Source organism: Cellulomonas sp. ICMP 17802, assembly GCF_041295535.1.
Classification (GTDB): Bacteria; Actinomycetota; Actinomycetes; order Actinomycetales; family Cellulomonadaceae; genus Cellulomonas.
In genome coordinates this window covers 415,578-440,146 of the sequence record NZ_JBGFQZ010000001.1, presented here as the reverse complement: position 1 = coordinate 440,146, position 24,569 = coordinate 415,578, and the positions used below count along the sequence as shown (strand labels likewise).

General features: G+C 73.6%; 24 protein-coding genes. 10 read left to right on the top strand and 14 right to left on the bottom strand.

What is annotated here, in order from left to right:
* The first annotated feature begins 9 nt into the window (after positions 1-9).
* Entirely contained in the window at positions 10-1,557 is a 1,548-nt protein-coding gene (locus AB5970_RS02215; RefSeq protein ID WP_370502260.1) for a sensor histidine kinase, read from the top strand.
* A 193-nt stretch (positions 1,558-1,750) separates the two neighbouring features.
* Positions 1,751-2,131 carry a VOC family protein gene (locus tag AB5970_RS02210; RefSeq protein ID WP_370502259.1) on the top strand — a complete coding sequence of 127 codons (381 nt, stop codon included), beginning with the start codon at positions 1,751-1,753 and terminating at the stop codon, positions 2,129-2,131.
* 87 nt (positions 2,132-2,218) lie between these two features.
* Here AB5970_RS02210 and AB5970_RS02205 read toward each other — a convergent pair whose 3' ends face one another.
* The 4 genes from AB5970_RS02205 to AB5970_RS02190 form a co-directional block, all read right to left on the bottom strand.
* Positions 2,219-3,055: a hypothetical protein gene (locus AB5970_RS02205; protein WP_370502258.1), complete on the bottom strand. Its 837-nt coding sequence runs from the start codon at positions 3,053-3,055 to the stop codon at positions 2,219-2,221.
* 67 nt (positions 3,056-3,122) lie between these two features.
* Positions 3,123-4,748: an ABC transporter permease gene (locus tag AB5970_RS02200; RefSeq protein WP_370502257.1), complete on the bottom strand. Its 1,626-nt coding sequence runs from the start codon at positions 4,746-4,748 to the stop codon at positions 3,123-3,125.
* Positions 4,745-5,698 carry an ABC transporter ATP-binding protein gene (locus AB5970_RS02195; RefSeq protein WP_370502256.1) on the bottom strand — a complete coding sequence of 318 codons (954 nt, stop codon included), beginning with the start codon at positions 5,696-5,698 and terminating at the stop codon, positions 4,745-4,747. Before AB5970_RS02195 ends, AB5970_RS02200 begins: the two co-directional genes overlap by 4 nt.
* Positions 5,695-6,336, bottom strand: a complete 642-nt coding sequence (locus AB5970_RS02190) for a TetR/AcrR family transcriptional regulator (RefSeq protein ID WP_370502255.1) — start codon at positions 6,334-6,336, stop codon at positions 5,695-5,697. Before AB5970_RS02190 ends, AB5970_RS02195 begins: the two co-directional genes overlap by 4 nt.
* Positions 6,337-6,413: 77 nt before the next feature.
* On the opposite strand from AB5970_RS02190, the gene radA reads away from it, so the two are divergent.
* The 4 genes from radA to AB5970_RS02170 all read left to right on the top strand — a co-directional run bounded on the left by radA (position 6,414) and on the right by AB5970_RS02170 (position 10,179).
* On the top strand, positions 6,414-7,835 hold the full coding sequence (gene radA / locus AB5970_RS02185; protein ID WP_370502254.1) for a DNA repair protein RadA: 1,422 nt from the start codon (positions 6,414-6,416) through the stop codon (positions 7,833-7,835).
* Positions 7,836-8,147: 312 nt separating this feature from the next.
* Positions 8,148-8,363: a hypothetical protein gene (locus AB5970_RS02180; protein ID WP_370502253.1), complete on the top strand. Its 216-nt coding sequence runs from the start codon at positions 8,148-8,150 to the stop codon at positions 8,361-8,363.
* A 68-nt stretch (positions 8,364-8,431) separates the two neighbouring features.
* Entirely contained in the window at positions 8,432-9,496 is a 1,065-nt protein-coding gene (locus AB5970_RS02175) for a LacI family DNA-binding transcriptional regulator (protein ID WP_370502252.1), read from the top strand.
* Between the two features lie 89 nt (positions 9,497-9,585).
* Positions 9,586-10,179 (top strand): dihydrofolate reductase family protein, encoded by a 594-nt coding sequence (locus tag AB5970_RS02170; protein WP_370502251.1) that lies wholly within the window; start codon positions 9,586-9,588, stop codon positions 10,177-10,179.
* A gap of 3 nt (positions 10,180-10,182) precedes the next feature.
* Here the strand turns inward: AB5970_RS02170 and AB5970_RS02165 are convergent, their stop codons facing one another.
* From AB5970_RS02165 to AB5970_RS02140, 6 genes are all read right to left on the bottom strand, one after another.
* Positions 10,183-11,151 (bottom strand): N-acetylglucosamine kinase, encoded by a 969-nt coding sequence (locus AB5970_RS02165; protein ID WP_370502250.1) that lies wholly within the window; start codon positions 11,149-11,151, stop codon positions 10,183-10,185.
* A gap of 61 nt (positions 11,152-11,212) precedes the next feature.
* Positions 11,213-12,478 (bottom strand): 6-phospho-beta-glucosidase, encoded by a 1,266-nt coding sequence (locus tag AB5970_RS02160; protein WP_370502249.1) that lies wholly within the window; start codon positions 12,476-12,478, stop codon positions 11,213-11,215.
* Entirely contained in the window at positions 12,475-13,305 is an 831-nt protein-coding gene (locus AB5970_RS02155) for a carbohydrate ABC transporter permease (RefSeq protein WP_370502248.1), read from the bottom strand. The genes AB5970_RS02160 and AB5970_RS02155 overlap by 4 nt, the downstream gene beginning before the upstream one ends.
* The gene (locus AB5970_RS02150) at positions 13,302-14,237 is read right to left on the bottom strand and encodes a carbohydrate ABC transporter permease (protein WP_370502247.1); all 936 of its coding nucleotides are present in this window, start codon (positions 14,235-14,237) and stop codon (positions 13,302-13,304) included. Before AB5970_RS02150 ends, AB5970_RS02155 begins: the two co-directional genes overlap by 4 nt.
* Positions 14,238-14,242: 5 nt before the next feature.
* On the bottom strand, positions 14,243-15,577 hold the full coding sequence (locus AB5970_RS02145; protein ID WP_370502246.1) for an ABC transporter substrate-binding protein: 1,335 nt from the start codon (positions 15,575-15,577) through the stop codon (positions 14,243-14,245).
* Between the two features lie 67 nt (positions 15,578-15,644).
* Entirely contained in the window at positions 15,645-16,802 is a 1,158-nt protein-coding gene (locus tag AB5970_RS02140) for an ROK family transcriptional regulator (RefSeq protein WP_370502245.1), read from the bottom strand.
* Between the two features lie 227 nt (positions 16,803-17,029).
* On the opposite strand from AB5970_RS02140, the gene disA reads away from it, so the two are divergent.
* Entirely contained in the window at positions 17,030-18,100 is a 1,071-nt protein-coding gene (gene disA, locus AB5970_RS02135) for a DNA integrity scanning diadenylate cyclase DisA (RefSeq protein ID WP_370502244.1), read from the top strand.
* On the opposite strand, the gene AB5970_RS02130 is transcribed toward disA, so the two are convergent.
* Positions 18,097-18,690, bottom strand: coding sequence for a hypothetical protein (locus tag AB5970_RS02130; RefSeq protein WP_370502243.1), 594 nt, complete (start codon positions 18,688-18,690; stop codon positions 18,097-18,099). The two genes, disA and AB5970_RS02130, sit on opposite strands and share 4 nt — an antisense overlap.
* 214 nt (positions 18,691-18,904) lie before the next feature.
* Between AB5970_RS02130 and AB5970_RS02125 the strand changes: the two genes are divergently transcribed.
* Positions 18,905-19,807: an A/G-specific adenine glycosylase gene (locus AB5970_RS02125; RefSeq protein ID WP_370502242.1), complete on the top strand. Its 903-nt coding sequence runs from the start codon at positions 18,905-18,907 to the stop codon at positions 19,805-19,807.
* Positions 19,808-19,842: 35 nt separating this feature from the next.
* On the top strand, positions 19,843-20,358 hold the full coding sequence (locus tag AB5970_RS02120; protein ID WP_370502241.1) for a DivIVA domain-containing protein: 516 nt from the start codon (positions 19,843-19,845) through the stop codon (positions 20,356-20,358).
* Positions 20,359-20,382: 24 nt separating this feature from the next.
* On the opposite strand, the gene AB5970_RS02115 is transcribed toward AB5970_RS02120, so the two are convergent.
* From AB5970_RS02115 to AB5970_RS02105, 3 genes are all read right to left on the bottom strand, one after another.
* A complete protein-coding gene (locus AB5970_RS02115) occupies positions 20,383-20,946 on the bottom strand; it encodes a GNAT family N-acetyltransferase (RefSeq protein WP_370502240.1) in 564 nt (187 codons plus the stop codon).
* 56 nt (positions 20,947-21,002) lie between these two features.
* Complete coding sequence (locus AB5970_RS02110) at positions 21,003-21,506, bottom strand: amino-acid N-acetyltransferase (protein ID WP_370502239.1); 504 nt, start codon at positions 21,504-21,506, stop codon at positions 21,003-21,005.
* Between the two features lie 61 nt (positions 21,507-21,567).
* The gene (locus AB5970_RS02105) at positions 21,568-22,557 is read right to left on the bottom strand and encodes a sugar-binding transcriptional regulator (RefSeq protein WP_370502533.1); all 990 of its coding nucleotides are present in this window, start codon (positions 22,555-22,557) and stop codon (positions 21,568-21,570) included.
* A gap of 146 nt (positions 22,558-22,703) precedes the next feature.
* Here AB5970_RS02105 and AB5970_RS02100 point away from each other — a divergent pair, with 146 nt between their 5' ends.
* The gene (locus tag AB5970_RS02100) at positions 22,704-24,512 is read left to right on the top strand and encodes a glycerol-3-phosphate dehydrogenase/oxidase (RefSeq protein ID WP_370502238.1); all 1,809 of its coding nucleotides are present in this window, start codon (positions 22,704-22,706) and stop codon (positions 24,510-24,512) included.
* Positions 24,513-24,569: the final 57 nt, after the last annotated feature.

Sequence of the window (24,569 nt, the reverse complement as noted above, 5' to 3'; positions counted from 1 at the left end):
GCTGGGGGTATGGGCACCCGTCCGCGGTGGACGCTGCGCCGACGCCTCGTCGTGGTCGTCGTCGCGCTCGTCGCCGTCGTCGCGGGCGCCATGGGCACGCTGTCGACGCTCGCGCTGCAGAGCTCCCTGCTCACGCAGCTCGACGAGAAGCTGAGCGCCGCCAACGCGCGCGCGGCCGACTTCACGCGCCAGGGCGGGCAGGCGGGCGGCCCCGACGCGACCTTCACACCCCCCGCGAACGGCACGGGCAACTTCCGGCCGGGGCAGGACGCGGGCACCGTCAACGTCGAGCAGCCGGCCGGGGTCGACCCCGCCGACCTGACCCTCTTCCAGGCCGGGTACATCGCCGACGACGGCACGCCCACCGCGCTGACCGAGGCCCAGATCACCCAGCTGCTCGCCGTGCCCACCGACGGCCACCCGGTCTCGGTGGACGTCACGGGGCTCGGCGCCTTCCGGGCCGTCGCGAGCGTCAGCGGCGACGGCACGACGAACGTCACGGCACTCCCGACAGCCACCGTGACCAGCACGGTCACCACGTTCGTCGTGGTCGAGCTGGTGGTCGCCGCGCTCGCCCTGCTCGCCGCCGCGGCCGTCGCCGTCGTGCTCGTGCGCCGCGAGCTGCGGCCGCTGGACCGGGTCGTCGGCACCGCCAACCGCGTGGCCCGGCTGCCGCTGGACCGCGGCGAGGTCGTGCTCGCGGACCGCGTGCCCGCGCGGGACACCGACCCCGCCACCGAGGTCGGCCAGGTGGGCGCGGCGCTCAACCAGCTGCTCGGGCACGTCGAGCAGGCGCTCGCCTCGCGGCACGAGTCCGAGTCGCAGGTGCGCCAGTTCGTGGCCGACGCCAGCCACGAGCTGCGCACGCCGCTCGCGTCGATCCGCGGATACGCGGAGCTGGTGCGCCGGTCGCCCGAGGAGATGCCCGTCGGCGCGCTGCAGGCCATGGCCCGCGTGGAGTCGGAGTCGCAGCGGATGACCGCCCTGCTGGAGGACATGCTGCTGCTCGCGCGGCTCGACGCCGGGCGCCCGCTGGCGTCCGAACCCGTGGACCTCACCGTGCTCGCGATCGACGCCGTCACCGACGCGCACGCCGCCGGCCCCGACCACGACTGGCAGCTCGACCTGCCCGAGCCCGAGAACGACTCGGACGCGGACGTCCTCGTGGTCGGCGACGACCACCGGCTGCGCCAGGTGATGGCCAACCTGCTGTCGAACGCCCGCCTGCACACCCCCGCGGACACCACCGTGACGGTCCGGGTCCGCCGCGCCGGCCCGTCCGTCGTCGTGCAGGTCGCCGACGACGGACCCGGCATCCCGCCCGCGCTGCGCGAGAGCCTGTTCCAGCGGTTCACCCGCGGCGACGCGTCCCGCAACAGCGCCACCGGGTCCACCGGCCTCGGCCTGGCCATCGTGCACGCCGTGGTCACCGCGCACGGAGGCACCATCACGGTCGACAGCGGCCCTGGCACCACGTTCACGGTCACCCTCCCGGCCGCCGAGACGCCCGCGCCGACCCCCGCCCCGCCGGCACCCCGGACCCCGGCCCGCCTGTAGCCCGGGCCCCCTTGACCGGACGTCCGCACATCCGGTCGCCCCGGCGCTCGTTCCTGCGGACGTCTCGCGGCGGAGGTCCCAGCGTCCGCAGATCCGGTCGCCCCGGCGCTCGATCGTGCGGACGTCCGGTGGCCGTCTGCCCCCCGGCGGAGGAACCTGGTGCGATTGCCCGACGAGATCTCGAGGAGTGGTGATGGCGTACCTCAGCAAGGCGTTCAGCGGGTACTCGACCGACGACATCCCGGCCGCGAAGGCGTTCTACGGGGAGGTGCTCGGCATCGACGTCTCCGAGGCGAACGGGATGCTGACCCTGCACTTCGAGGGCGGTCGGGACGTGCTCGTGTACCCGAAGGGCCCGGCCCACACGCCCGCCACCTACACGGTGCTCAACTTCCCGGTCGCAGACGTGCCGGGCACGGTCGCGGAGCTGCGCGAGCGGGGGGTGCAGTTCGAGAAGTACGCGGGCACGCCCGGCGAGACCGACGACGACTTCGTGTTCCGCAAGGGCGGCCCGCTGATCGCCTGGTTCACGGACCCGGGCGGCAACGTGCTCTCGATCATCGCGGAGGACTGACCGACCGGTCCGCCGGCCGGCGACTGTCGACCATGCCCTGAGTGCCGCCTCGGGTGGCCCCCGCGGCACTCAGGGCATGGTCGCGCGTCAGAGCGGGAACGCGTTGTAGAAGTCGACGACGTCCGCCACCGGGACCGTCGCCTGGAAGACCGCCGTGCCGTTGGTCCAGACCGCGACCCCGGTGCCGTCGCCGGCGTCGACGATCGAGTACGTGCCGGCCTTCGCGCCGCCCGCGTTGACGTCGCCGCTCTGCGGCAGCGCCGGCCCGTCGGGCGACGCCGACGCCGCGGGCGCCGCGGGCAGGCCGGCGACGAGCGAGGCGGCGAACGCGGTGGCCTCCTCCGGCGTCTCCCACTGGCCGGAGCGGACCGTCGCAGTCCCGCTGCCCCCGTCGGCGAAGGTCTCGGTATACGCCTCGATCGCGCCGGCGGCCTGCCACTCCGCGTCGGCGGCCGACGTGGCGAGCGCGTACTGGAGCACCGTGGTCGGCATGGCGCTCGCGAAGGCCGTGGTCGCGGGCCGGGCGGCCGGGGCGATCGTCGGCGTCGGGGACGGCAGCAGCACGGTCGACGCGACGGCCGGCGGAGGGGTCTCGGTCGCGTCGCCCTTCGAGCTCAGCACGATCGCGAGGACGATCGCCGCGGCCACCAGCACGACCACGCCGATGATCACGGGGACCAGCCAGCGGGGGCGTCCCGACGCGCGCGGGGTCGGCGGCTGGCGGTCGGCGGTCGGCGGCGGGAACGCCTCCGGGGCGGCCGGGGCGGTCGCCCGCTCCGGGGCGGCCGGGGTGGCCGCACCGAACGGCGGCGCGGGCACGGGCGTGGTCGGCGGCGTCGGGCGCTGGACCTGCCAGTTCGAGATCGGCGGCGGCGTCGGCGGACCGCTGGGCCGCTCGGGGCCGGGACGGCCGGTGTCGCTCATCGGGGGCTCCCCTTGCATCGCGTCGCCCGAACCCTCGTCGGACGCCCCGCAGCCTACCGACGCAATCTCACCCCAGGACGTCACGACGCCGGAATGCCGCCAGACCACCTCCGATCAAGGCGACCGCCACCACGGACAGCGCGAGGACCGGGGGCCAGTCCATCGCCTCGGCGGGGAGCTGGGGCGTGTACGTGAACGGCGACAGGACGTCGGAGCCGTCGGGCAGCAGGGGTCCGAACAGGCCGACCACGCCGACGTAGGTGACGTAGGCCCACACCACGCCGAAGGCCCGCGGGGCGACCGCCATCACCACGACCGCGACGCCCAGAATGATCCCGACGGCGGGCAGAGTGACCGCGGCCGCACCGACGAGCCGACCGACGAAGGACTGGTCCCCCAGTGAGACGGCGGCCATCACGCCCATGAGCAGGCCCGTGACCAGCATCATCACGACCGCGGCCACGCCTGCGACGCCCACCTGCGAGCCGAGCCAGCGGGCCCGGGACACGGGTCCGGCCAGCACGATCGCGCCCCGCACGGCCACCTCTTCCGACCGCGCCGCACCGACGCCTGTCGCCGCGTAGGCGCCGGCCATGACGGCGAGGAACACGACGTAGAGGGCGAACGCGGACGCGGCGGCACCGTTCGGGCCGGTCGGGAAGATCTGCGCCAGCTGCGGCTCGTCGGCGATGAAGTTCACCAGCTCGCCCGCCAGCAGGCCGATGAAGGCACCCATCACGACGATGGCGACGCCCCACGCCAGGATCGAGCCGGCCTGTCGGCGCAGCGTCAGCGCGACCATGCCGGTGAGGCGCGCCGACGCCCGCGGGCGGCCGAGCCGCTCGGCGACGAGCCCGGTCCCCAGGTCGCGGCGACCCACGAGCCGGAAGGCGACCGCGACGAGCGCGCCGGCGACCACGACGCCGATCGCGAGCGGCCAGAACCGCTCGTCGACGTACGCGCGGGTGGCCTGCGCCCAGCCGAACGGCGACAGCCAGGTCAGCACGCTGGTGCTCTGCGGACCGCGCACGTCACCGACGGCCCGCAGCAGGAACGCGACGCCGAGCACGGCCATGCCGAGCGACGTGGCCGCGCGGGCGTGCGCCGTGAGCTGCGACGCGACCGCGGAGACCCCGGCGAACACGAGGCCGACCATGACGATGCCGCCGGTGAGCGCGAGCGACCCGACCGGGTCGAGATCGGTCGACAGCAGGGCCAGGAACGTGAGCCCCCCGACGGCGAGCGTCGCGACGACGGCGGCGACGAGCCCCGCGACCACCGGGGCGTCGCGGCCGACCGGGGCCGACCGCACCAGCTCGAGCCGCCCGTCCTCCTCCTGCGCCCGCAGGTGCCGGGTGACGGTGAGCAGCGCCAGGATCGCGACCGGGATCATGATCCAGAGCCCGAGCTCGTTCGCGGTCATCGCGCCGATCGTGTAGTTGTCGAGCCCGTACCCGGGCCCCGCCAGGGCGGTCGCCGCGGGCGAGGAGATGAGCTGCGCGCGACCCGCCAGGGCCTCGGGCGAGGAGTAGACCTGCGACAGGGAGCTCACCGAGACCTGCGTCAACCCGGCCACCGCGACGGCCCAGATCGCGGTGCGCCAGCGGTCGAGCCGCAGCGCGACGCGCACGAGGTGGCGGGTGCCGGCCAGCTCGCCGACGCTGTCCTGGCGCCGGTCGGCGACGACGGTCATCGCGAACCCTCCGGCACGCCCGCACCCGCTGCTCCTCCGACGCCCAGCGTGGCCAGCTCGTCGGTGTACTCCCGCAGGAACAGGTCCTCGAGCGTCGGCGGGTGGGCGGTGAGGGACTGCACGCCGAACGCGGTGAGCCGCGCGAGGACGTCGTTGAGCGACGCGGTGTCGACGTCGACCGTGAGGTGGCCGTCGGCGCGCTCCACGTGCTGCACGCCCGCGATCCCCGCGAGCGCCCGGTGGGCGGCGTCGGCGTCGCGCAGGCCCGCCGTCACGGTCGTGCGGGTCAGGCTGCGGAGCTCGTCGAGCGATCCGCTCTGCACCGCCCGACCCTGCCGGATGATCGTCACCCGTCGGCACAGGGCCTCGACCTCGGCCAGGATGTGGCTGGACAGCAGCACGGTCCGACCGTCCGCGGCGGCCTCGTGCACCACCTGCTGGAACACCGCCTCCATGAGCGGGTCCAGGCCGCTGGTGGGCTCGTCCATGAGCAGCAGCTCGACGTCCGCCGCCAGCGCCGCGACCAGCGCGACCTTCTGCCGGTTTCCCTTGGAGTACGCGCGGCCCTTGATCCGCGGGTCCAGCTCGAACCGCTCGATCAGGCTGTCGCGACGCTTGGGGTCCACGCCGCCGCGCAGCCGGCCGAGCACGTCGATCGACTCGCCGCCGGACAGGTTGGGCCAGAGGTTGACCTCGCCGGGCACGTACGCGAGCCGGTGGTGCAGGGCGACGGCGTCGCGCCACGGGTCGCCGCCCAGCAGCCGGACGTCGCCGGCATCGGCCTTGAGCAGACCGAGCAGCACGCGGATGGTGGTCGACTTGCCGGCGCCGTTGGGGCCCAGGAAGCCGTGCACCTCCCCCCTGCGGACGGTCAGGTCGAACCCGTCCAGCGCGCGCTTGGCGCCGAACGACTTCACGAGCCCGCTGACGGCGATGGCGTCCTCGGTCATGACTTCTCCTTGTACTCGAGGTAGGCGTCGAGGTAGGCGCTGTCGGTGAACAGCCCGTGCGTGTAGAGCTCCAGGCCGGCGAGCATGGTGCGGGTCGTGAGCTCGTCGATGGCCTTGGCCGGGTCCTCGGTCGGCGCGACGCCCCGGCCCGCCGCGGCGTCCAGCTGGGCCAGCACGATCAGCCCGACCTGGGCGGCGACCACCTGCCGCGCCCGCCCGCGCGGGTCCCGCGACGGGCGGACGGTGCCGGCCGCCTCGCCCGCCTCCAGGTAGTCCGCGGCGTCGTCCATGAGCCCGTCGACGAAGTGCGCCGCGACCACGCCGCCGTCCATGAGGCTCCGGACGATGTAGGCGAACAGCGGCGCGTACTCCTGCACGCGCGCGAGCATCCCGATGGTCTCGGCGGGCGATTTCTCCGCCATCGCCGACGACTTCTCCTCGCGGACGACCGCCAGCACGTGCTCATCGCACTCGGCGCGGAGCGCGTCCTTGGAGCCGAAGTGGTGGATGACCAGGCCCGCGCTCACGCCCGCGTCCTCGGCGACGGTGCGGACCGAGGCCTGGAACCCGTCCCGCCCGAAGCGCGCGACTGCGGCGTCGCGGATGCGGGCGCGGGCGGTGAGGTCGTCTGAACGCACGTTCACTATATTAAACACGCGTTCAGTGGCGTGCAAGGTCCCCGCCGGTGTCGGACCCTCCGGTTAGCGTGCAGCGCGTGACGTCGACCTCCGCCAAGCGCCCCGACCGCAGCGCCCGCCCTGCCTTCCGCTGCGCCGAGTGCGGTTGGACCGCGAGCAAGTGGGTCGGCCGCTGCGGCGAGTGCCAGGCGTGGGGGTCGGTGGTCGAGGACACGGGTCCCGGCGGCGGGGCACCCCGGACCGTCGCCACCTCGCCGGCGCGGTCCCCTGCCCGTCCCATCGACCAGATCGACGTCGAGTCGGCGCAGTCGCGGCCCACGGGGGTCGACGAGCTCGACCGGGTGCTGGGCGGCGGCATCGTCCCCGGCGCTGTGGTGCTCCTGGCGGGCGAGCCGGGCGTCGGCAAGTCGACCCTGCTGCTCGACGTCGCGGCGCGCGCGGCCCGGACCGGGCGCCGGGTTCTCTACATCACCGGCGAGGAGTCGGCGGCCCAGGTGCGCCTGCGTGCCGGCCGCATCCACGCGCTTGACCCGCAGCTGCTGCTCACGGCGGAGACCGACCTGGGCGCCGTGCTGGGGCACATCGAGCTGGTCGAGCCGGACCTGCTGGTGCTCGACTCGATCCAGACCATCGCGTCGGCGCAGGTCGAGGGCACGGCGGGTGGCGTGTCGCAGGTGCGCGAGGTGGCCACGGCCGTCATCCAGGCGGCGAAGGCCCGGGACATGCCGGTGGTGCTCATCGGGCACGTGACCAAGGACGGGTCGGTGGCCGGCCCGCGGACGCTCGAGCACCTGGTGGACGTCGTCTGCCAGTTCGAGGGCGAGCGGCACTCGCGCCTGCGCATGCTGCGGGCGACCAAGAACCGGTACGGCCCCACGGACGAGGTCGGCTGCTTCGACCTGTCGGAGTCGGGCATCGTCGGGCTGCCCGACCCCAGCGGGCTCTTCGTGTCGCAGGCTCTGCACGCCGTGCCGGGCACCTGCCTGACCGTGACGCTCGAGGGTCGTCGGCCGCTGGTCACCGAGGTGCAGTCCCTCGTGGCGCCCAGCGCCGTGCCCAACCCCCGCCGGACCACCAGCGGCGTCGACAGCAGCCGGCTCGCGATGGTCCTCGCGGTGCTGCAGCGCCGGCTGGGCGCGCGGCTGGCCGACCAGGACGTCTACGTCTCGACCATCGGTGGCGCCCGTGTCGCGGAGCCCGGCGCCGACCTCGCGCTGGCCCTGGCGGCGCTCAGCTCACGCGAGAACGTGCCGCTGCCGCGCGGCCTGGTCGCCATCGGCGAGATCGGGCTGGCCGGCGAGATCCGGACCGTGTCCGGCGTCGGGCGACGTCTCGCCGAGGCTGCCCGGCTCGGGTTCACGCGCGCGATCGTGCCCGCCGGCGCGCTCGACGGGGCGACGCCGCCGGCCGGGCTGACCGTGCTGATGGCCGCCGACCTGATCGAGGCCGTGACGGCCGCCGGCCTGGTGCCGGACACCGCCGGGGCCGCACGCCGCTGACGCGAGCAGGCGCACGCGGCGCACGGTGAAACACCTGCCTTCGCCACTCGACCGGAGCCCGCTCTCACGCCCTCAGCGCGCTCGCGCACCGGCGACCCGTCCACTCCGCTCGTTCCGGACACCGTCGGCCCGTCCACGCTGCGCCCGTCCCGGACCCCTCACCTTTTCCACGCTGTGCCCGTCCCGGAGGCGGTCGGCCCGGCCCGCGCACCTCACCAGCCATCCAGTTCCGGAAGTCTCTTGACCGGTACAGTGTCGAGGGTTACTTTATCGGTACAGAGAACTACGGACCGACAGGAGACCCTGATGTCGATGGACAGCTCGCAGCTCGGACTGCTGCTCGGCGTGCACGTCGCGCAGCACGAGGCCGACAGCGCCCGACCCTGGGCGCCCGAGGTGCCGGAACCGGAGCGCCGCCCGCGACGGCCCCGGGCACCACGCACCCGCCGCACGCTGGCGGAGGCCCTGCACCACCTGGCCGACGCGGTCGCTCCCACCTCCCCCGAGGTGGGTCACCCGGCACGATGACCGTCTCGCCTCCGGGATCCGCCCCGGCGACCTACCCTGTCCCGCATGGAGCGGAACAGGGTGGCGTCATGTCGCGGGTGACCCTGCAGACGATCGCCGACAAGGTCGGCGTGAGCCGGATGACGGTCTCCAACGCGTTCTCCCGCCCCGACCAGCTGTCGGCCGAGATGCGCCGCACGATCCTGGCGGCGGCCGCCGACCTCGGGTACGTCGGGCCGGACCCCTCGGCCCGGGCGCTGGCCCGCGGCACCACCGGCGCGGTCGGCGTGCTGCTCACGGAGTCGGTCGGCGCGGCGTTCCGGGACCCGATCGCCGCCGCGTTCTTCGGGGCGGTCGCCGAGGAGCTGGCGCCCACCGGCCTGGCCGTCGTCCTGCTGCCGTCGACGGGGTCGGAGGGGACGATCCCCGCGCGCGACATCCCGATGGACGGTGCGCTGGTCTACGGGTGCGCCGCCGACTACCCCGCGGTCGGCTGGCTGGTGAAACGGCGGCTCCCGCTGGTGTTCGTCGACGGCGAGCCGGTCGACGGCGCCGCCAGCGTGCTGCTCGACGAGCAGCACGGCGCCCGACTGGGCGCTCAGCACCTGCTCGACCTCGGGCACCGCCGCATCGGCATCCTCACCATGAACGTCGCGGTGCCTCCGGGGTTCGCGCCCGACCCGGCGAGCGCGGGTTCGGGGTTCGTGGCCCGCGAGCGGCAGATCGGCTGGATGGAGCCGCTCGACCGGGCGGGGGTCACGCCGGTCGTCATGGAGGTGCACGACAACGCGGAGCCGTACGTCTCCGAGGGCGCGCGCCGGCTGCTCGCGGGCCCCGACCGGCCGACCGCGGTGCTGTGCTTCTCGGACCTCATGGCGGCGGCCGTGGTGCACGCCGCCGAGGAGCTCGGGCTACGGGTGCCGCAGGACGTCTCGGTGGTCGGCTTCGACGACTCGCCGCTGGCCCGACGGCTGCGGCCCACGCTGACCACGATCCGCCAGGACTTCGCCGCCAAGGGCAAGGCGGCCGCGGCGGCTCTGACCTCGTCGATCGCCCGGTTCCGCGCCGGCGAGGCGCCCGAGCCCCAGCAGCACCGGATCCTGGTCGACCTGGTGGTCCGGGACAGCACGGCGCCGCCCGCGAGCGCGGACTGAGCGACCCAGCGCGCTGTCGGATCCGGGCGGCGCGGTTCGTCGTGCGGGTGGAGGGTGGTCATCGGGACGCCCCGACCTGAGGAGGATCGATGACGAAGACCGTCGCCATCATGTCCATGTCGCTCGACGGCTACGTCGCCGACCCCGACGACGGCGTGGCCGAGGTGTTCGACTGGTACACCTCGGGGGACGTCGAGATCCACACCGGAGGCTCGGACCCCATGACGTTCTCGGTGTCCGAGCCGAGCGCCGAGCACCTCCGCGCCCTCACGTCCGAGCTGGGCGCCATGCTCACCGGCCGGCGCACGTTCGACGCCGCCGGCGGCTGGGGCGGGAACCACGCGTGGGGACCGGCCTTCGTCGTCACCCACGAGGTCCCGGACGGGTGGCCGCGGTCCGGCTCGACCGTGCACTTCGTGACCGACGGCATCGAGAGCGCCGTGCGCCAGGCCAGGGCCGCCGCCGGCGGGAAGGCCGTCGGGATCCACGGCGCCGACACCATCCAGCAGTGCCTGAACGCGGGCCTGCTCGACGAGCTCCAGGTGGACGTCGCGGCGGTGCTGCTGGGCTCCGGGGTCCGGCTCTTCGACCGCCTCGTCGGCACGCCGACCCGCCTGGGCAGCCCGACCGTGGTCGCCGGCGACGGGGTGACGCACCTGCGCTACCCCGTGCACCCCGCGTAGGGCTCAGGCCGCCCGGCTCGTGGCCCGGGCGCGGTCGACGGCCGCCGCCGACGCCCCGTACGCCTCGAGCACCAGGAACGCCGCGCCCAGCACGGGCCGGTCCGCGACGAACACCAGGTGCGCCCCCGGTGCGCCGGCGGCGATCCGGGTCCGGATGCCCTCGGTGAGCGCGGGGTCCCGGGCGGCGAGCACTCCCCCGCCGAGCACCACGGGCACGGCCGCGTCCGCGAGCGAGAGCCGCCGCAGCGCCGCGAGCGCGAGCGCGGCGACCTCGTCGGCCTGCCGCTCGACCACGCTGCGCGCCACCGCGTCCCCGCGCCCGGCGGCGTCGAGCAGCACCGGCGAGAGGTGCGTGACGTCGTCGTGGCCCAGGCGCCCGAAGTGCAGGTCCTCGATCACCGCCGCCATGCTCGGCCGCCCGAGGGCAGCGGGCACCAGCGTCGCCAGGATCGTCGGCTCCCCCCGGCCGTCGAGGGCGCGGGCCGCGTGCCACACGGCCTGCTCGCCCAGCTCGAAGCCGCCGCCCCAGTCGCCCGAGATGCGGCCCAGCGCGGGGAACCGGGCGGTCACCCCGTCGGCTCGTCGGCCCACGCAGTTGATCCCGGTACCGCACACCACCGCGACGGCCTCCTGCTCGGCGGTCCCCGCCCGCAGCAGCGCGAAGGTGTCGTTGTCGACCACCGCGCCGCCGGCCCGCGCGAACCACGGCAGGGCCTCCAGCGCGGCGCGGAACGTCTCGATCTCGACCGGCAGGTCCAGGCCGGACAGGTAGACGCCGACGCGCAGCACCCGGGGTCGCTCCACCATGGCCAGCGCCTCCCGGACCAGCCCGTCGATCACCGCGAGCGCCGGCGCGACGCCGATGACCTGCGGGCACGAGCCGGCGCCGCGGGTGTGCGCGAGGACGGTGCCGTCGGTCGCGAGGACGAGGACGTCGGTCTTGCTGCCGCCCCCGTCGACGGCGAGCAGCACGCCCGTCACCGCGCGCCCCCGGCGACGGCCCGCACCGGACCGTCGAGCGGTGCGCACCCCCTCATCGGGCCCACGCGAGGTGGTCGCGGTTCGCCGCCAGCAGGGCGTCGGTCAGCGCGACCGCCGTGGCGTGCTGCCCGACCAGCGGGTGGGCCAGGAGTGCCCGGGTGACGCGGTCGCGACCGCCGTGCACGGCCGCGTCGAGGGCCAGCCGCTCGTAGGCGGCCACGTGCCCGACCAACCCCGCGAGGTCGTCGGCCAGCGGCGCGACCGGCAGCGGCGTGATGCCGGTCGCGCCGATGGTGGCCGGCACCTCGATGACGTGGTCGTCGGGCAGGAACGGCAGCGTGCCGTCGTTGCGGACGTTGACCACCTGGACGTCGCCGCGGTCGGCGGTCAGCGAGGCCAGCAGGTCGACGGCGGCCTCCGAGTAGAAGGCGCCGCCGCGGCGGGTCAGGGCCTCGGGCTTGGTGTCGACGGTGGGGTCGGCGTAGAGCGCGAGCAGCTCGTCCTCGACGTCGGTCACGGCCTGCGCCCGCGAGACCGCCCCCGGCGCCGTCTGCTCCGCGAGGACCTCGTCGTGCGCGTAGTAGTAGCGCAGGTAGTACGAAGGCACGCACCCGAGCAGCGACAGGGCGGACCGCGGCAGCTCGACCTCGTCGGCCAGCTCGGTCAGCCGGGACGCCAGCAGGCCCGGCAGCCGGTCGACCCCGTCGACCGTGACCCCGCGCACCCAGGTCAGGTGGTTCAGCCCGACGTGGTCGAGCGCGACGGCCGAGGGGTCGACGGTGAGCATCGACGCGAACCGGCGCTGGAACCCGATCGCCACGTTGCACAGCCCGACGGCCCGGTGCCCCTCCTGCAGCAGGGCGCGGGTCACGATGCCGACGGGGTTGGTGAAGTCGACGAGCCACGCGTCGGGCCGGGCGTGCCGGCGCACCAGCTCCGCGAGCGACAGGACCACGGGCACGGTGCGCAGCGCCTTCGCGAAGCCCCCGGGCCCGGTCGTCTCCTGGCCGAGGCACCCGCAGGCGTGCGGGAACGTCTCGTCCGTGTGCCGCGCCGCCTGCCCGCCGACGCGCAGCTGGAACAGGACGACCGAGGCGTCGGACACCCCGGCGACGACGTCGGACGTCGCCGTGACCCGCACGTCGTACCCGTACCGGGCGAACATGCGGCGGGAGACGCCGGCGACGAGCTCGCGGCGCGAGTCGGACGGGTCCACCAGGCACAGCTCGGTGAGCGGCAGCAGGGCCCGCAGGCGCGCGAACCCGTCGACGAGCTCGGGCGTGTACGTCGACCCGCCGCCGATGACGGTGAGCTTCATCCCTTGACCCCTGTCAGTGTCACGCCGCGCACGAAGGTCCGTTGTGCGAGGAAGAAGATGAGGACGACGGGGACCATCGCGATCAGGGTCGCGGCCATCGTGAGGTTCCAGTCCACGGCGCGGGTGCCGCGGAACTGCGCGAGCGCGTACGAGACCGGCCACGCCGACTCGTTCTCGGACGTGTAGAGCAGCGGCCCGTAGTAGTCGTTCCAGGACGTGAAGAACAGGAAGATCGCCGTCGCCGCGATGCCCGGCCGGGCCATCGGCACGATCACCCGCAGCAGCGTCCGCAGCTCGCCGCAGCCGTCCAGGCGCGCGGCCTCGGTGTACTCCTTGGGGATCGTCAGGAAGAACTGGCGCAGCAGGAAGATCGAGAACGCGTCGCCCAGCAGGTTGGGCAGGATCAGCGGCCACAACGACCCGGTCAGCCCGAGCTTGGACCACATGACGTACAGCGGCACGCTGGTGACCTGCGGCGGGAGCAGCATCATCGCGATGATGAGCACGAAGTAGACGTTCGAGCCGCGGAACTGGATGCGCGCCAGGGCGTACCCCGCGGGCACCGACGAGACGAGCATGAACGCCGTCGCGAGCCCCGCGTACAGGAACGAGTTGCCGGTGTACTTGAGCATCGGAAGCTTGTCGAAGACGAGCGCGAAGTTGTCCCAGTGCCACGACGTGGGCCACCCGAACGCGGTGCCGGCCTGCTCGGGAGACATCACCGACGTGAGCAGGATGAACACGAACGGCGCCAGGAACAGCACGCACAGCGCGACGAAGATCGCGTGGTCGGCCACCCAGACCAGCGGCGAACGATGCCTGATCACGACGCCACCTCCGGGCTGAACGCCTTGAACCGGCGCAGCAGGAACGCCATGACGACGGCGGCGACGACGAACAGGACGACGGCCATCGCGGACGCGTACCCGAGCAGGTTGGCGCCGAAGGCCTTGGAGTACAGGAGCTGCCCGTAGGTGAGCGTCGACTGGTCCGGCCAGCCGAGCGCACCGGCGGCGCCCTGCCCGACGCTGGCCTTGCCCTGCGCGGTGGTCGCCGCGACCGCGGGCTCGGTGAAGTACTGCAGCGCGCCGATGATGCCGGTGATCAGGGCGAACAGGAGCACCGGCGTCATGTTGGGCACGGTGACGAACCAGAACTGCTGCCAGCCGTTGGCGCCGTCCAGCTCGGCCGCCTCGTACTGCTCGGTGGGGACGTCGAGCAGGCTGGCCAGGAAGATCACCATGATGTCGCCCAGCACCCAGAGCCCCAGCAGCACGAGCGAGGGCTTGGCCCACGCCGGGTCGGTGAACCAGCCCGGCCCGTCGATGCCGACCTTGCCGAGCAGCTCGTTGACCGGGCCGGTGGCCGGGTTGAACACGAACACGAAGGCGATCGTGGCGGCCACCGGCGGGATCAGCGCCGGCAGGTAGTACAGGGTGCGCAGCACGCCGGAGCTGCGCCGCGCCCGGGTGAGCACCCAGGCGACGACCATGGCCCCGACGATCCGGACCGGCACGAGGATCGCGACGAACCACAGCGTGTTGAGCACTGCGGTGCCGATCAGGGGGTCGCTCGTGAACAGGAACGTCCAGTTCGCGAAGTCGTTCCACCTCGGCGGGTTCGACAGGTCGAACGCCGTGAACGAGTAGAAGACCGTCATGACCAGCGGGAACACGAAGAAGATCAGCATGCCGAGCAGCGACGGGGACAGGAAGGCGAGCGCCGCCCTGTTCCGTCGGCGTTGGATCGTCGAGGCCACGGGCGTCAGCCCGCCTGGAGCTTGACGGCGGCGTCGATCTCGTCGTCGACCTGGCTCAGCATCCCGGGCAGGTCGGTGACGTCACCCTGCTGCCACTTGGCCGTGTGGGTGCCGAAGATCGTCTGGTACTCCGCACCGATGGCGCTGGGCGGGGTGGTCGACGACTGCGGGTTCTCGAAGATGTCGAGGAACGTCTGGAACTGCGGCGTGACCTCGAGGTCGGGCGAGGCGATCGCGTCGCTCGTCGTCGGCGCGTTCTTCAGGCCGTTGGACAGCTTGACCTGCGCGGCGGTGTCCATCGTCAGGTACTTGATGAACGCCCAGGCGGCCTCCGGGTTCTTCGAGCCCTTGCCGATGCCGACGATGTTGCCGGTGATGTAGCCGGCGCCGTAGCTGTCCTCGTAGCCCTCGGCCGACGGGATCGGCGCGGTGGCGTACTTCAGGTCCGGCGCCTGGTCGTCGATGAACGCCGTCCGGTACTCGCCGTCGATGTTCATGGCCACGCGGCCGGTCTGGAAGTCGTTCTCGGCCGAGAACTCCTGGCCGAGGGCTGCCTGGAAGTCGGCCAGCTTCTGGTAGCCGCCGAGCCGGTCGATGAGGTCCTTCTGCCACTCGAGGATCGCGGTCCAGCCCGGCGACGAACCGATCGCGGACGTGCCGTCCTCGTTGAGCCACTGCGCGTCGGCGGCGGGCGCCCAGTGCGCCTCGGCGTTCTCGTAGTAGCCGAGCAGCGGCATGAAACCGAGCTGCTTGATCGAGCCGTCGTCGTTGAACGTGGTGAGCTTGACGGCCATGTCGGACAGCTCGGCGAGCGTCTTCGGCGGCTCGGTGTACCCGGCCGCGGCAAGCAGGTCGGTGTTGTAGTAGAGGCCGTAGACGTCCGCGAGCGCGGGCATCGTGCAGCGCTTCCCCTCGAACGACGTGTACCCGAGCACGGTGTCGGGGATCTGCGTCAGGTCGACCTTGTCGCGCTCGATGAAGCTGGTCAGGTCGGCGAAGTCGCCCGACGAGCACAGCGGGCCCACCTGGTCCGTCGAGTACGACAGGCCGACGTCGATGGCCTGGCCGGCGGAGATGGCCTTGCGCATCTTCTCGTCGTCCTGGCCGGACTTCACCGTGACCTTGACGCCGGGGTTGGCCTTCTCGAAGTCGTCGACCACCGACTGGATGACGTCGGCCTCGCGGTCGGTGAAGAAGTGCCAGAACTGGATGTCGCCGGTCAGCTTCGCCGGGGCGGTGGCCTCGGCGGTGGGGCCGCCGGAGGCTCCGCCGCCGCAGGCGGTCAGCCCGAGGACGGCCGCGATCGCGGGGACGACGAGCAGGGACCTACGTGTTCTCATCGTGTGCTCCTGATATCGGGCGCGACGACTCACCCGGGCGGCCGGGTTCGCCGTGCGTCGGTGTGGGCTAGGGGACGAGGTCGAGCAGCCGAGAGCGCAGGTCGGCGCCGACGACGGATCGCGCACCGCGCAGCACCGGGTGATCAGCCACGGTGCTCACGGAGATGTGCGGGGACCAGCGACTGGTCCTGCGGATGTGCCCTCGCACCAGGTCGGCGAGGGTCTGACCACCGGCGGCGCCGGTCGGTCCGCCGAGCACGACCACGGGTGGGTCGAGCACGGCGAGCACGGGGATGACGCCGACCGCGACGCGGGTCGCGAGCTCGGCCAGGACCGCCGGACGCGCGGGATGCCCCGCGAGGTCCTTGAGCGTGGCGTCGAGGGTGCGGCCGCGGACGCCGTGCGCCCGGGCCAGCCGTCCGACGGCGATGCCGCCGATGAGGTCCTGCAGGTCCTTGGCGGACTCGCCCGGGACCGGCAGGTAGCCGATCTCGCCGGCTCCGCCCGACGCACCCCGGTGCAGGCTGCCGCCGAGGTCGACCGCAAGCCCGAGCCCGTCGCCCATCCACAGGAGGGCGAAGCCGTCGACGTCCCGCCCGGAGCCCTCGGCCCGCTCGGCGACCGCGGCGAGGTTCACGTCGTTGTCGATGCGCACGCTCATCCCCAGGCCGTCCTCGAGCTGCGCGCGGACCGCCTTGCGGGGCCAGCCCGGGATCAGGCCGACGAACGCGAGGTCGTCCGTCCGGGGGTCCACGGCCCCCTGCAGACCGACGATGACCGTGACGACCGAGTCGGGGGTGGTGCCCGCCGCCTCGCACGCGGCCTGGATCGCGGCGCCGATGTCGCCGACCGCGGACCGCTCCGCGGCGGTGCGGGCCAGCGGCACCTCGGCGATCGGGAAGTCGGTGCCGACGGCGTCGACGAGGGTGGACAGCACCCGGTGCGGGCGCACGTCCACCGCGACGGCGTGCGCCCGGTCGGAGCGCACGGCGTACGTGACCGCGCTGGGTCCGCGCGCCGCGGCGACGGACCCGACGACGTCGATGAGGTCGAGCTGCTCGAGCCGCGCGACCACCTGGCTGGCCGTGGGCTTGGACAGCCCGGTCAGCTCGCCGATCTGCGCCCGGGTCAGCGGGCCGTGCTCCAGCAGGAGGGCGAGCGCGGCCTTGTCGTTCATGGCGCGCAGCAGTCCGGGAGTACCCGGCTGGCTGGGCGTGCCGCTCATGTCCACTCGTCCGATCGTCGTTGACCGAGGCCGCTAGGCGCGACCTCGTCAAACTAACAGGCAACTTTCCTAATAGACAACACTCCGACGGCGTCGGACACGTCTCGGTCGGGTAACGACCGCGTTACTTCTCCACGGGACGGCGAACGGGCGAACACTCGGAGGCGAACGGGTCCGAGGCGCGGGTCGCAGGAGCCGCCGTCGCCCCACGTCGTTACCATGCAGACGTGCCGCACGCTCCCGACGACCTCCTGAGGTCGACCCTCGCCGCCGTCGCCCCCGGCGGCGAGCTCCGCGACGGGCTCGAGCGCATCCTGCGTGGTCGCACGGGCGCGCTCATCGTGCTCGGCTTCGACAGGACGGTCGAGAGCATCTGCTCGGGCGGCTTCGTGCTGGACGTCGAGTTTTCCGCGACGCGCCTGCGCGAGCTGGCCAAGATGGACGGCGCCGTGGTGGTCGACGCGGGCATCTCCCGGATCCTGCGCGCGGCCGTCCAGCTGCTGCCGGACGTCACCATCGAGACCTCCGAGTCGGGCACCCGGCACCGCACAGCCGAGCGTGTCGCCAAGCAGACCGGCCTGCCCGTCGTCTCGGTCTCCGCCTCCATGCGGATCATCGCCCTGTACGTCGGCGGTCAGCGGCACGTCATCGAGGACTCGACCACCATCCTGTCCCGCGCCAACCAGGCTCTGGCCACCCTCGAGCGGTACAAGTCGCGTCTGGACGAGGTCAGCGGCACGCTCTCGGCCCTCGAGATCGAGGACCTGGTGACCGTCCGCGACGTGTCCGCCGTGGTCCAGCGCCTCGAGATGGTCCGGCGCATCTCCGAGGAGATCGAGGGCTACGTCGTTGAGCTGGGCACCGACGGCCGCCTGCTCACGCTCCAGCTGGACGAGCTCGTCGGCGGCATCGGCTCGGACCGCGCGCTGATCATCCGCGACTACGTCGACACCAGCCGCCGCGACGTCGACTCGGTGCTGGACTCCCTGGCCGAGCTCGACTCGACCGAGCTGCTGGACAACGCCCGCATCGCCAGCGTGCTCGGCCTGCCGGGCGGCGGGGACGCCCTCGACGCGGCCGCCGGCCCGCGCGGCTACCGCCTGCTGTCCAAGGTCCCGAGGCTGCCCGGCGCGATCGTCGACCGCCTCGTCGCGCACTTCGGCGGCCTGCAGAAGCTGCTCGCGGCCGGCATCGAGGACCTCATGGCCGTCGACGGCGTCGGCGAGCAGCGCGCCCGGGCCGTGCGCGAGGGGCTCTCCCGGCTCGCCGAGTCGAGCATCCTCGAGCGGTACGTCTAGCCCAGCCCGAAGACGGCGGGCGGGGCGCTGGCCCCGGCGAGCGTGAGCTGGGCGGAGTAGGTCCCCGCGCCCGGCGCCGGCAGCCCGGTCGGGCACCCCTCCGCCGAGCGGACCCGGTTCCAGGCGAACGGCGTGGTGTCGTTGCCGCCGCCCGGCAGCAGGAGCGTCCGGGCCTCGGTGCCCGGCACGATGCAGTCGCGGTTGGACCACACGCGGTCGTCGCCCGAGGTGATGACGATCTCGCGCTGCGCCTCCCCCGCGTCGACCAGGCACGGGTCCGTCCCGGTGTTGGTGATCGAGACGGTGAACGTCGGGCTGACGCCGGCGGCGAACGACACCGCGTCCGGCGTCATCGCCACGACCAGGCCCGCCGCGGCGCAGCTGGCCACCCCGGCGTCGGACGTCGTCGGGCTCGTGCTCGGCGTCGCGGCGGGGGTCGTGGTCGTCTGGGCCGCGGGCGTCGGGTCCTCGCCGGAACCCCGGCCGGCCACCAACCACACCACCAGGACGACGAGCAGCAGGGGGATGCCGAGGACGATCAGCCGGCGCACCCAGTAGACCCGGGCGGGGAGGCGTCGCGACTCGCTCATGCGTCCTCCGGCCCGGTCGACTCCGCCGCGCGTTCCCGCGGCGCGACCACCGTAGAGGGAGGTTCGCGTGCTCGCGCGGCCGACGCGCGGTGCGGCCCAGAGAGCGAGACGGGAGGAGGGCGGGATCGTCGCGGGGGCAGGCGACACCACCCGACGGTGCCACCATCCCGCACCTCCGACGGCCGCCGCGCGTGCCGTGAGGCAGGATGCTGCGGTGCCGCCCACCCCCGCCCAGCTGCGCGAGCCCGTGCTCGCGTGGTTCGACGTGCACGCGCGCGACCTGCCGTGGCGCTCCGCCGACCGGACCGCGTGGGGCGTCCTGGTCAGCGAGGTGATGCTGCAGCAGACGCCGGTGGTGCGGGTCGAGCCGGCCTGGCGGTCCTGGATGGCCCGCTGGCCGACCCCGGCGGACCTGGCGGCGGCCTCGACGGCCGATGTCCTGCGCGCCTGGGACCGGCTCGGCTACCCACGACGCGCGCTGCGCCTGCAGGAGTGCGCCCGCGCGATCGTCGAGCGGCACGACGGCGAGGTCCCCGCGGACGAGGCGGCGCTGCTGGCCCTCCCCGGCGTCGGCTCGTACACGGCCGCCGCGGTGCTGGCCTTCGCGTACGGCCGGCGGTCCGTGGTGCTCGACACCAACGTCCGCCGCGTGCTCGCCCGGACCGTCGACGGGGTCGCGCTGCCCGCGCCGAGCCAGACGGTCGACGAGGTGCGCCGGGCGACGCGGTTCGTGCCCGACGACCACGCGCACGCCGCCCGCTGGGCCGCCGCGTCCATGGAGCTGGGCGCGCTCGTGTGCACCGCCCGGTCCCCGCGTTGCGACGCCTGCCCGGTCCGGGACGTGTGCGCCTGGTACGCCGCGGGCCGGCCGGCCGACGAGCACGCCGGCCGTCGTCGGACCCAGGCGTTCGAGGGCACCGACCGGCAGGTCCGGGGGCGCGTGATGGCCCTGCTCCGCGACGCCCTCGGCCCCGTGCCGGCGGCCGCCGTCGACGCCGTCTGGCCGGACGCCCGGCAGCTGGCGCGCTGCGTGGACGGACTGGTCGCCGACGGCCTGGTGACCCGTGATCCGGCGGCGAGCGAGGACGACCCCCCGACATACCGGCTGCCGTCCTGACGGGACGCACGCGGGCTCCGTGGGAGCATGCGGCCATGCTGAGTGCCGACCAGGTCCTGAACCAGAAGTTCGCGGCCACCAAGTTCCGCGAGGGGTACGACCAGGACGAGGTCGACGACTTCCTCGACCGCGTCGCCGAGACCGTCCGGGAGCTGGAGGGTGGCGCCCACGCCTCGCGCCCCGTGACCGCGCAGGAGGTCGGCGGGATCCGGTTCGCCGCCACCAAGTGGCGCGAGGGCTACGACCAGCGCGAGGTCGACGACTTCCTCGACCGGGTCCGTGAGCGGCTCGCGAGCCCGGCTCCCGCACCGACCGAGGCACCCGCCTGGCAGCCGAACCCGGTCGACGCACCGCTCTTCCCGCCGAGCACGATCGGCGCTCGCCCGGCCGCGATCTCGGCGTCCGCGCTGGTGACCCGCCTGCAGATGGCCCGGGCCACCCGGCCGGTCGGTGCCCCCGACGCCGTGGCCGTCCGGCTCCCGGACGGCACCGTGCACCCGGTCGTCGACCTGGCGAGCACCGCCGACGGCGTCGAGCTGGTGCTCGGCTGACCATGCGCCTCGTCGAGCGTCCGGCTACCGCTGGGCCCACTTCTCCTTGGTGATCTCGTACCGGAAGCCGCCCAGCTCGGAGCCCTCGACCATGAGCATGTCCTCCGGGGTGTCGAGGCTCTCCGCGACCGTCATGCCGACCTTCTCCATCACGTTCTGCGAGGCGAGGTTCAGCGCCATCGTCGCGCCCCAGACCACGCGGACGTCGAGCTCGGAGAACGCCTTGTCGACCAGCGCCCGGGAGCCCTCGGTGGCGTAGCCCTTGCCCCACGCGTCCTGACGCAGCCGGTACCCGAGCTCGACCTCGTCCCGCGGGCCACCCCGCTCGGGACGCAGGCAGAACCAGCCGACGAACGCGTCGTCGTCCTTCTCGTGCGCCGCGAACAGCCCGAAGTCCCCGTCCCACCGGTCGTAGCCCGCGAGGATGCTCGGCAGGTCGCGCTCGCGGACGAGCTCGGGCGCCGTCGGCTCGCCGCCGGACAGGTAGCGCATCACCGCCGGGTCGCTGTCCAGCTCGATCAGCAGGTCGGCGTCGTCGGCGGTGAAGGGGCGCAGCGTGAGGCGGTCGGTCGCCAGATAGGTGTCCACGCGCTCAGCGTGCCCCAACGACGCTCGGGCGCCCCACGGCTTTTCGGTCCGACGCCTCAGTCCAGCTCGATGAGCATCCGCGTGTTGCCGAGGGTGTTCGGCTTCACGCGCGCGAGGTCCAGGAACTCCGCGACGCCGTCGTCGTGCGACCGCAGGAGCTCGAGGTAGACGTCGGGCGTCACCGGCGTGCCCTCGATGACGTGGAACCCGTGGGACTCGAAGAACGCCACCTCGAACGTCAGGCAGAACACCCGGCGCAGGCCCATGTCGCGTGCCCGGTCCAGCAGGGCGTCGAGCAGCGCGTGCCCCACGCCCGTCCCGCGCCGGGAGCGGTCGGCGGCGAGCGTGCGGATCTCCGCGAGGTCCTGCCACATGACGTGCAGGGCCCCACAGCCGATCAGCGAGCCGTCCTCGGCCTCGACCACCAGGAACTCCTGGACCGCCTCGTAGTACCCGACCCACTCCTTGGCCAGCAGGATGCGCTCGGCGGCGTAGGGCTCGACGAGGGCGCGGATGGCGCGGACGTCGGCCGGCAGGGCGGGACGGACTCGGTAGGACACCGGGCCACGGTACTGGCGGACCCGGCCCGGACCGGGGAGGGCCCGGCCCCCGAGACGGCGGTCAGACCCGCGCGCGCACCCGCCGCGGGTGGGGCGGCTCGGCGGCGTCGAGCAGGCCGGTGGCCGTGATCTCGTCGACGACGAGGTCGGTCACCACGCCGGCGCGCAGGGCGGCCAGCAGCGGAGCGACCTTGTTGTCGCCGGCGACCACGCAGACGCGCCGCGGGATGCGCTGGAGCTCGACGGGCGTCGGGCCGGTGGCGCGCTCGTTCAGGTGCACGTCCTGCCACGAGCCGTCGGCACGCAGGAACACCGTGCAGACGTCGCCGACGACGCCCTCGTCGTGCAGGTTCTTCACGTCGGCGTCGTCGAGGTACCCCGCCGAGTAGACGTGCGAGGGGACCGCGCCGGCGACCGCGCCCACCGAGAAGACGGCGATGTCGGCGCGCCGCTGCATGTCGAGCACGCGCCGCACGGACCGCTCGCGCCACATCGCGGCCTTGGTGTCGGGGTAGTCGAAGAACGCGGGCACCGAGAAGTGGTGCACGGCGGCGGCGAACGCGGTGCCGAACGTCGAGATGAGGTCGCTGGCGTACTCGATCCCGCTGGTGCGCATGTTCGCGGCGCCGTTCAGCTGGACCACCGCCGAGCCGCGGGTCGGCTTGGGCGCGAGGTACCGGGAGACCGAGGCCAGCGTGGTGCCCCAGGCCACGCCGAGCACCATGTCGGAGTCGAACCACGACGACAGCAGGCGTGCGGCGGTGATCGACACCTGGTCCAGGCGCTCGATGTGGCTGGCCGAGTCGGGCACCGGGACGACGTAGGTGTCGATGCCGAACGCCGCGGCGATGGTCCGGCCGAGGCCCGGTGCACGGGTGCTCGCCGGCCGCAGCGTGATCTCGACCAGCCCGGACTGCCGCGCGCGCTTGATCAGGCGGGAGACGGTGGACCTCGACGTACCGAGGTGGCGGGCGATGACCTCCATCTTGATGTCCTGGAGGTAGTACATGGACGCCGCCCGCAGGACGTCCTGCTCCCGCTCGATGTACACGAGGACCCCCTTCCGGCTCACGGCCGATCGTGCACGTTTGTGCACCGCAGTTGCGCGTTCGTTCGCCTCATGACGACGATAGCGAGCATGCCCGTACCGGGCGAGCGGGACATAGCAGGACAACAGAACCACCGGGGGTACCACGGATGAGGACGGCGCCGCTGACGGCCCAGGCACGACAGGACGCACTCGACGCGATGCGTGGGAGTGCCGAACGCGGGAACGAGCTCGACGTCCTGGTGATCGGGGGCGGCGTCACGGGCGCCGGGATCGCGCTCGACGCGGTGTCCCGGGGACTCTCGACCGCGATCGTGGAGGCCCAGGACTGGGCGAGCGGCACGTCGAGCCGGAGCAGCAAGCTGGTGCACGGCGGCCTGCGCTACCTGCAGATGCTCGACTTCCACCTGGTGCGCGAGGCGCTCACCGAGCGCGACCTGCTGATCAACCGCCTGGCACCCCACCTGGTCAAGCCGGTCAGCTTCCTCTACCCGCTGGAGAACCGCGTGTGGGAGCGGGCCTACGTCGGCGCGGGCGTCGCCCTCTACGACACGCTGGCCTCGGTCACCGGCTCGCGCCGCGCGCTGCCCATCCACCGGCACCTGACCCGCAAGGGCATGGAGCGGCTGTTCCCCGACCTGCGGCACGACGCCGCGATCGGCGCCGTGCGGTACTGGGACGCGAGCGTCGACGACGCCCGTCTCGTCGAGACCCTGGTGCGCACCGCCGTCAGCTACGGCGCGCACGCCGCGTCCCGCACGCAGGTCCTCGACCTGCAGACGACCACCGGCGGCGCGGTCACCGGCGCCGAGGTGGTGGACCTGGAGACCGGCGAGCACATCGACGTCCGCGCCCGAGCCGTGATCAACGCGACCGGCGTGTGGACCGAGCAGACCGAGTCGCTGGCGGGCGCCGAGGGCGGCCTGCGCGTGCTGGCCAGCAAGGGCGTGCACATCGTGGTCCCGCGCAGCCGCATCTCGGGCGACGTCGGACTGATCCTGCAGACCGAGAAGTCGGTCCTCTTCATCATCCCGTGGTCGAGGTACTGGGTGATCGGCACGACGGACACGCCGTGGGAGCAGGAGCTGGTGCACCCCGTCGCCACGAGCGCGGACATCGACTACGTGATCGATCACGCCAACACGGTGCTGTCGCGGCCGATCACCCGCGAGGACATCATCGGCACCTGGGCCGGCCTGCGCCCGCTGCTGCAGCCGCACGTCAAGGAGGGCACCAGCTCCGCCAAGGTGTCCCGCGAGCACACGGTCGCCTCCCCCGCCCCGGGGTTCACCGTGATCGCCGGCGGCAAGCTCACCACGTACCGCGTGATGGCCAAGGACGCGGTCGACTTCGCCATCGGCAGCCGGGCGACCAGCCTGCCGTCGATCACGCACGACCTCCCGCTGGTCGGCGCCGAGGGGCTGCAGGTGTTCCAGCGCCAGGCCCGGGCGATCGCCCACAAGTACGGCTGGAGCCGGCCGCGCATGGACCACCTGCTGCACCGGTACGGGTCCCTGCTGGGCGAGCTCATCGACCTGGTCGACGCCGACCCGACGCTGGCCGAGCCGCTGGCGAACGCCGACGCGTACATCGGGGCGGAGATCGTCTACGCGGCCAGCCACGAGGGCGCCCTGCACCTCGACGACGTGCTCATGCACCGCACGCGGCTCAACTACGAGCAGGCGGACAAGGGCGTCGGCGCCCTCGAGGAGATCGCCGACCTGGTGGGCCCGATCCTGGGCTGGGACGAGCACACCCGGAGCCAGGAGATCGAGGCGTACCGCGCCCGGGCCGAGGCGGAGGACGCCGCGGCCCGAGAGCTGGACGACGCCGAGGCGGAGAGGGTCCGCCTGCGGGCCACCGACGTGTCGCCGATGCTCTCCGACCAGCCGGTCGCCGCGGGCACCAAGCCCGGATCGCCCGCCGGGAAGGGCTCGTCGGGCCCTGCCGGCACCTGAGACTCCCCGCGGTCCTCCGCGGGGCGCACGTGACAACGACGTCCGTCAGAAAGGGTC

Coding starts and splice junctions, on each gene's coding strand:
- AB5970_RS02180 (WP_370502253.1), top strand. CDS start 8,148: ATGGACAGCTCGCAGCTCGGACTGCTGCTCGGCGTGCACGTCGCGCAG.
- AB5970_RS02120 (WP_370502241.1), top strand. CDS start 19,843: ATGCTGAGTGCCGACCAGGTCCTGAACCAGAAGTTCGCGGCCACCAAG.
- AB5970_RS02170 (WP_370502251.1), top strand. CDS start 9,586: ATGACGAAGACCGTCGCCATCATGTCCATGTCGCTCGACGGCTACGTC.
- AB5970_RS02210 (WP_370502259.1), top strand. CDS start 1,751: ATGGCGTACCTCAGCAAGGCGTTCAGCGGGTACTCGACCGACGACATC.
- AB5970_RS02145 (WP_370502246.1), bottom strand. CDS start 15,577: ATGAGAACACGTAGGTCCCTGCTCGTCGTCCCCGCGATCGCGGCCGTC.
- AB5970_RS02140 (WP_370502245.1), bottom strand. CDS start 16,802: ATGAGCGGCACGCCCAGCCAGCCGGGTACTCCCGGACTGCTGCGCGCC.
- AB5970_RS02100 (WP_370502238.1), top strand. CDS start 22,704: ATGAGGACGGCGCCGCTGACGGCCCAGGCACGACAGGACGCACTCGAC.
- AB5970_RS02175 (WP_370502252.1), top strand. CDS start 8,432: ATGTCGCGGGTGACCCTGCAGACGATCGCCGACAAGGTCGGCGTGAGC.
- AB5970_RS02130 (WP_370502243.1), bottom strand. CDS start 18,690: ATGAGCGAGTCGCGACGCCTCCCCGCCCGGGTCTACTGGGTGCGCCGG.
- AB5970_RS02200 (WP_370502257.1), bottom strand. CDS start 4,748: ATGACCGTCGTCGCCGACCGGCGCCAGGACAGCGTCGGCGAGCTGGCC.
- AB5970_RS02205 (WP_370502258.1), bottom strand. CDS start 3,055: ATGAGCGACACCGGCCGTCCCGGCCCCGAGCGGCCCAGCGGTCCGCCG.
- AB5970_RS02160 (WP_370502249.1), bottom strand. CDS start 12,478: ATGAAGCTCACCGTCATCGGCGGCGGGTCGACGTACACGCCCGAGCTC.
- AB5970_RS02195 (WP_370502256.1), bottom strand. CDS start 5,698: ATGACCGAGGACGCCATCGCCGTCAGCGGGCTCGTGAAGTCGTTCGGC.
- AB5970_RS02215 (WP_370502260.1), top strand. CDS start 10: ATGGGCACCCGTCCGCGGTGGACGCTGCGCCGACGCCTCGTCGTGGTC.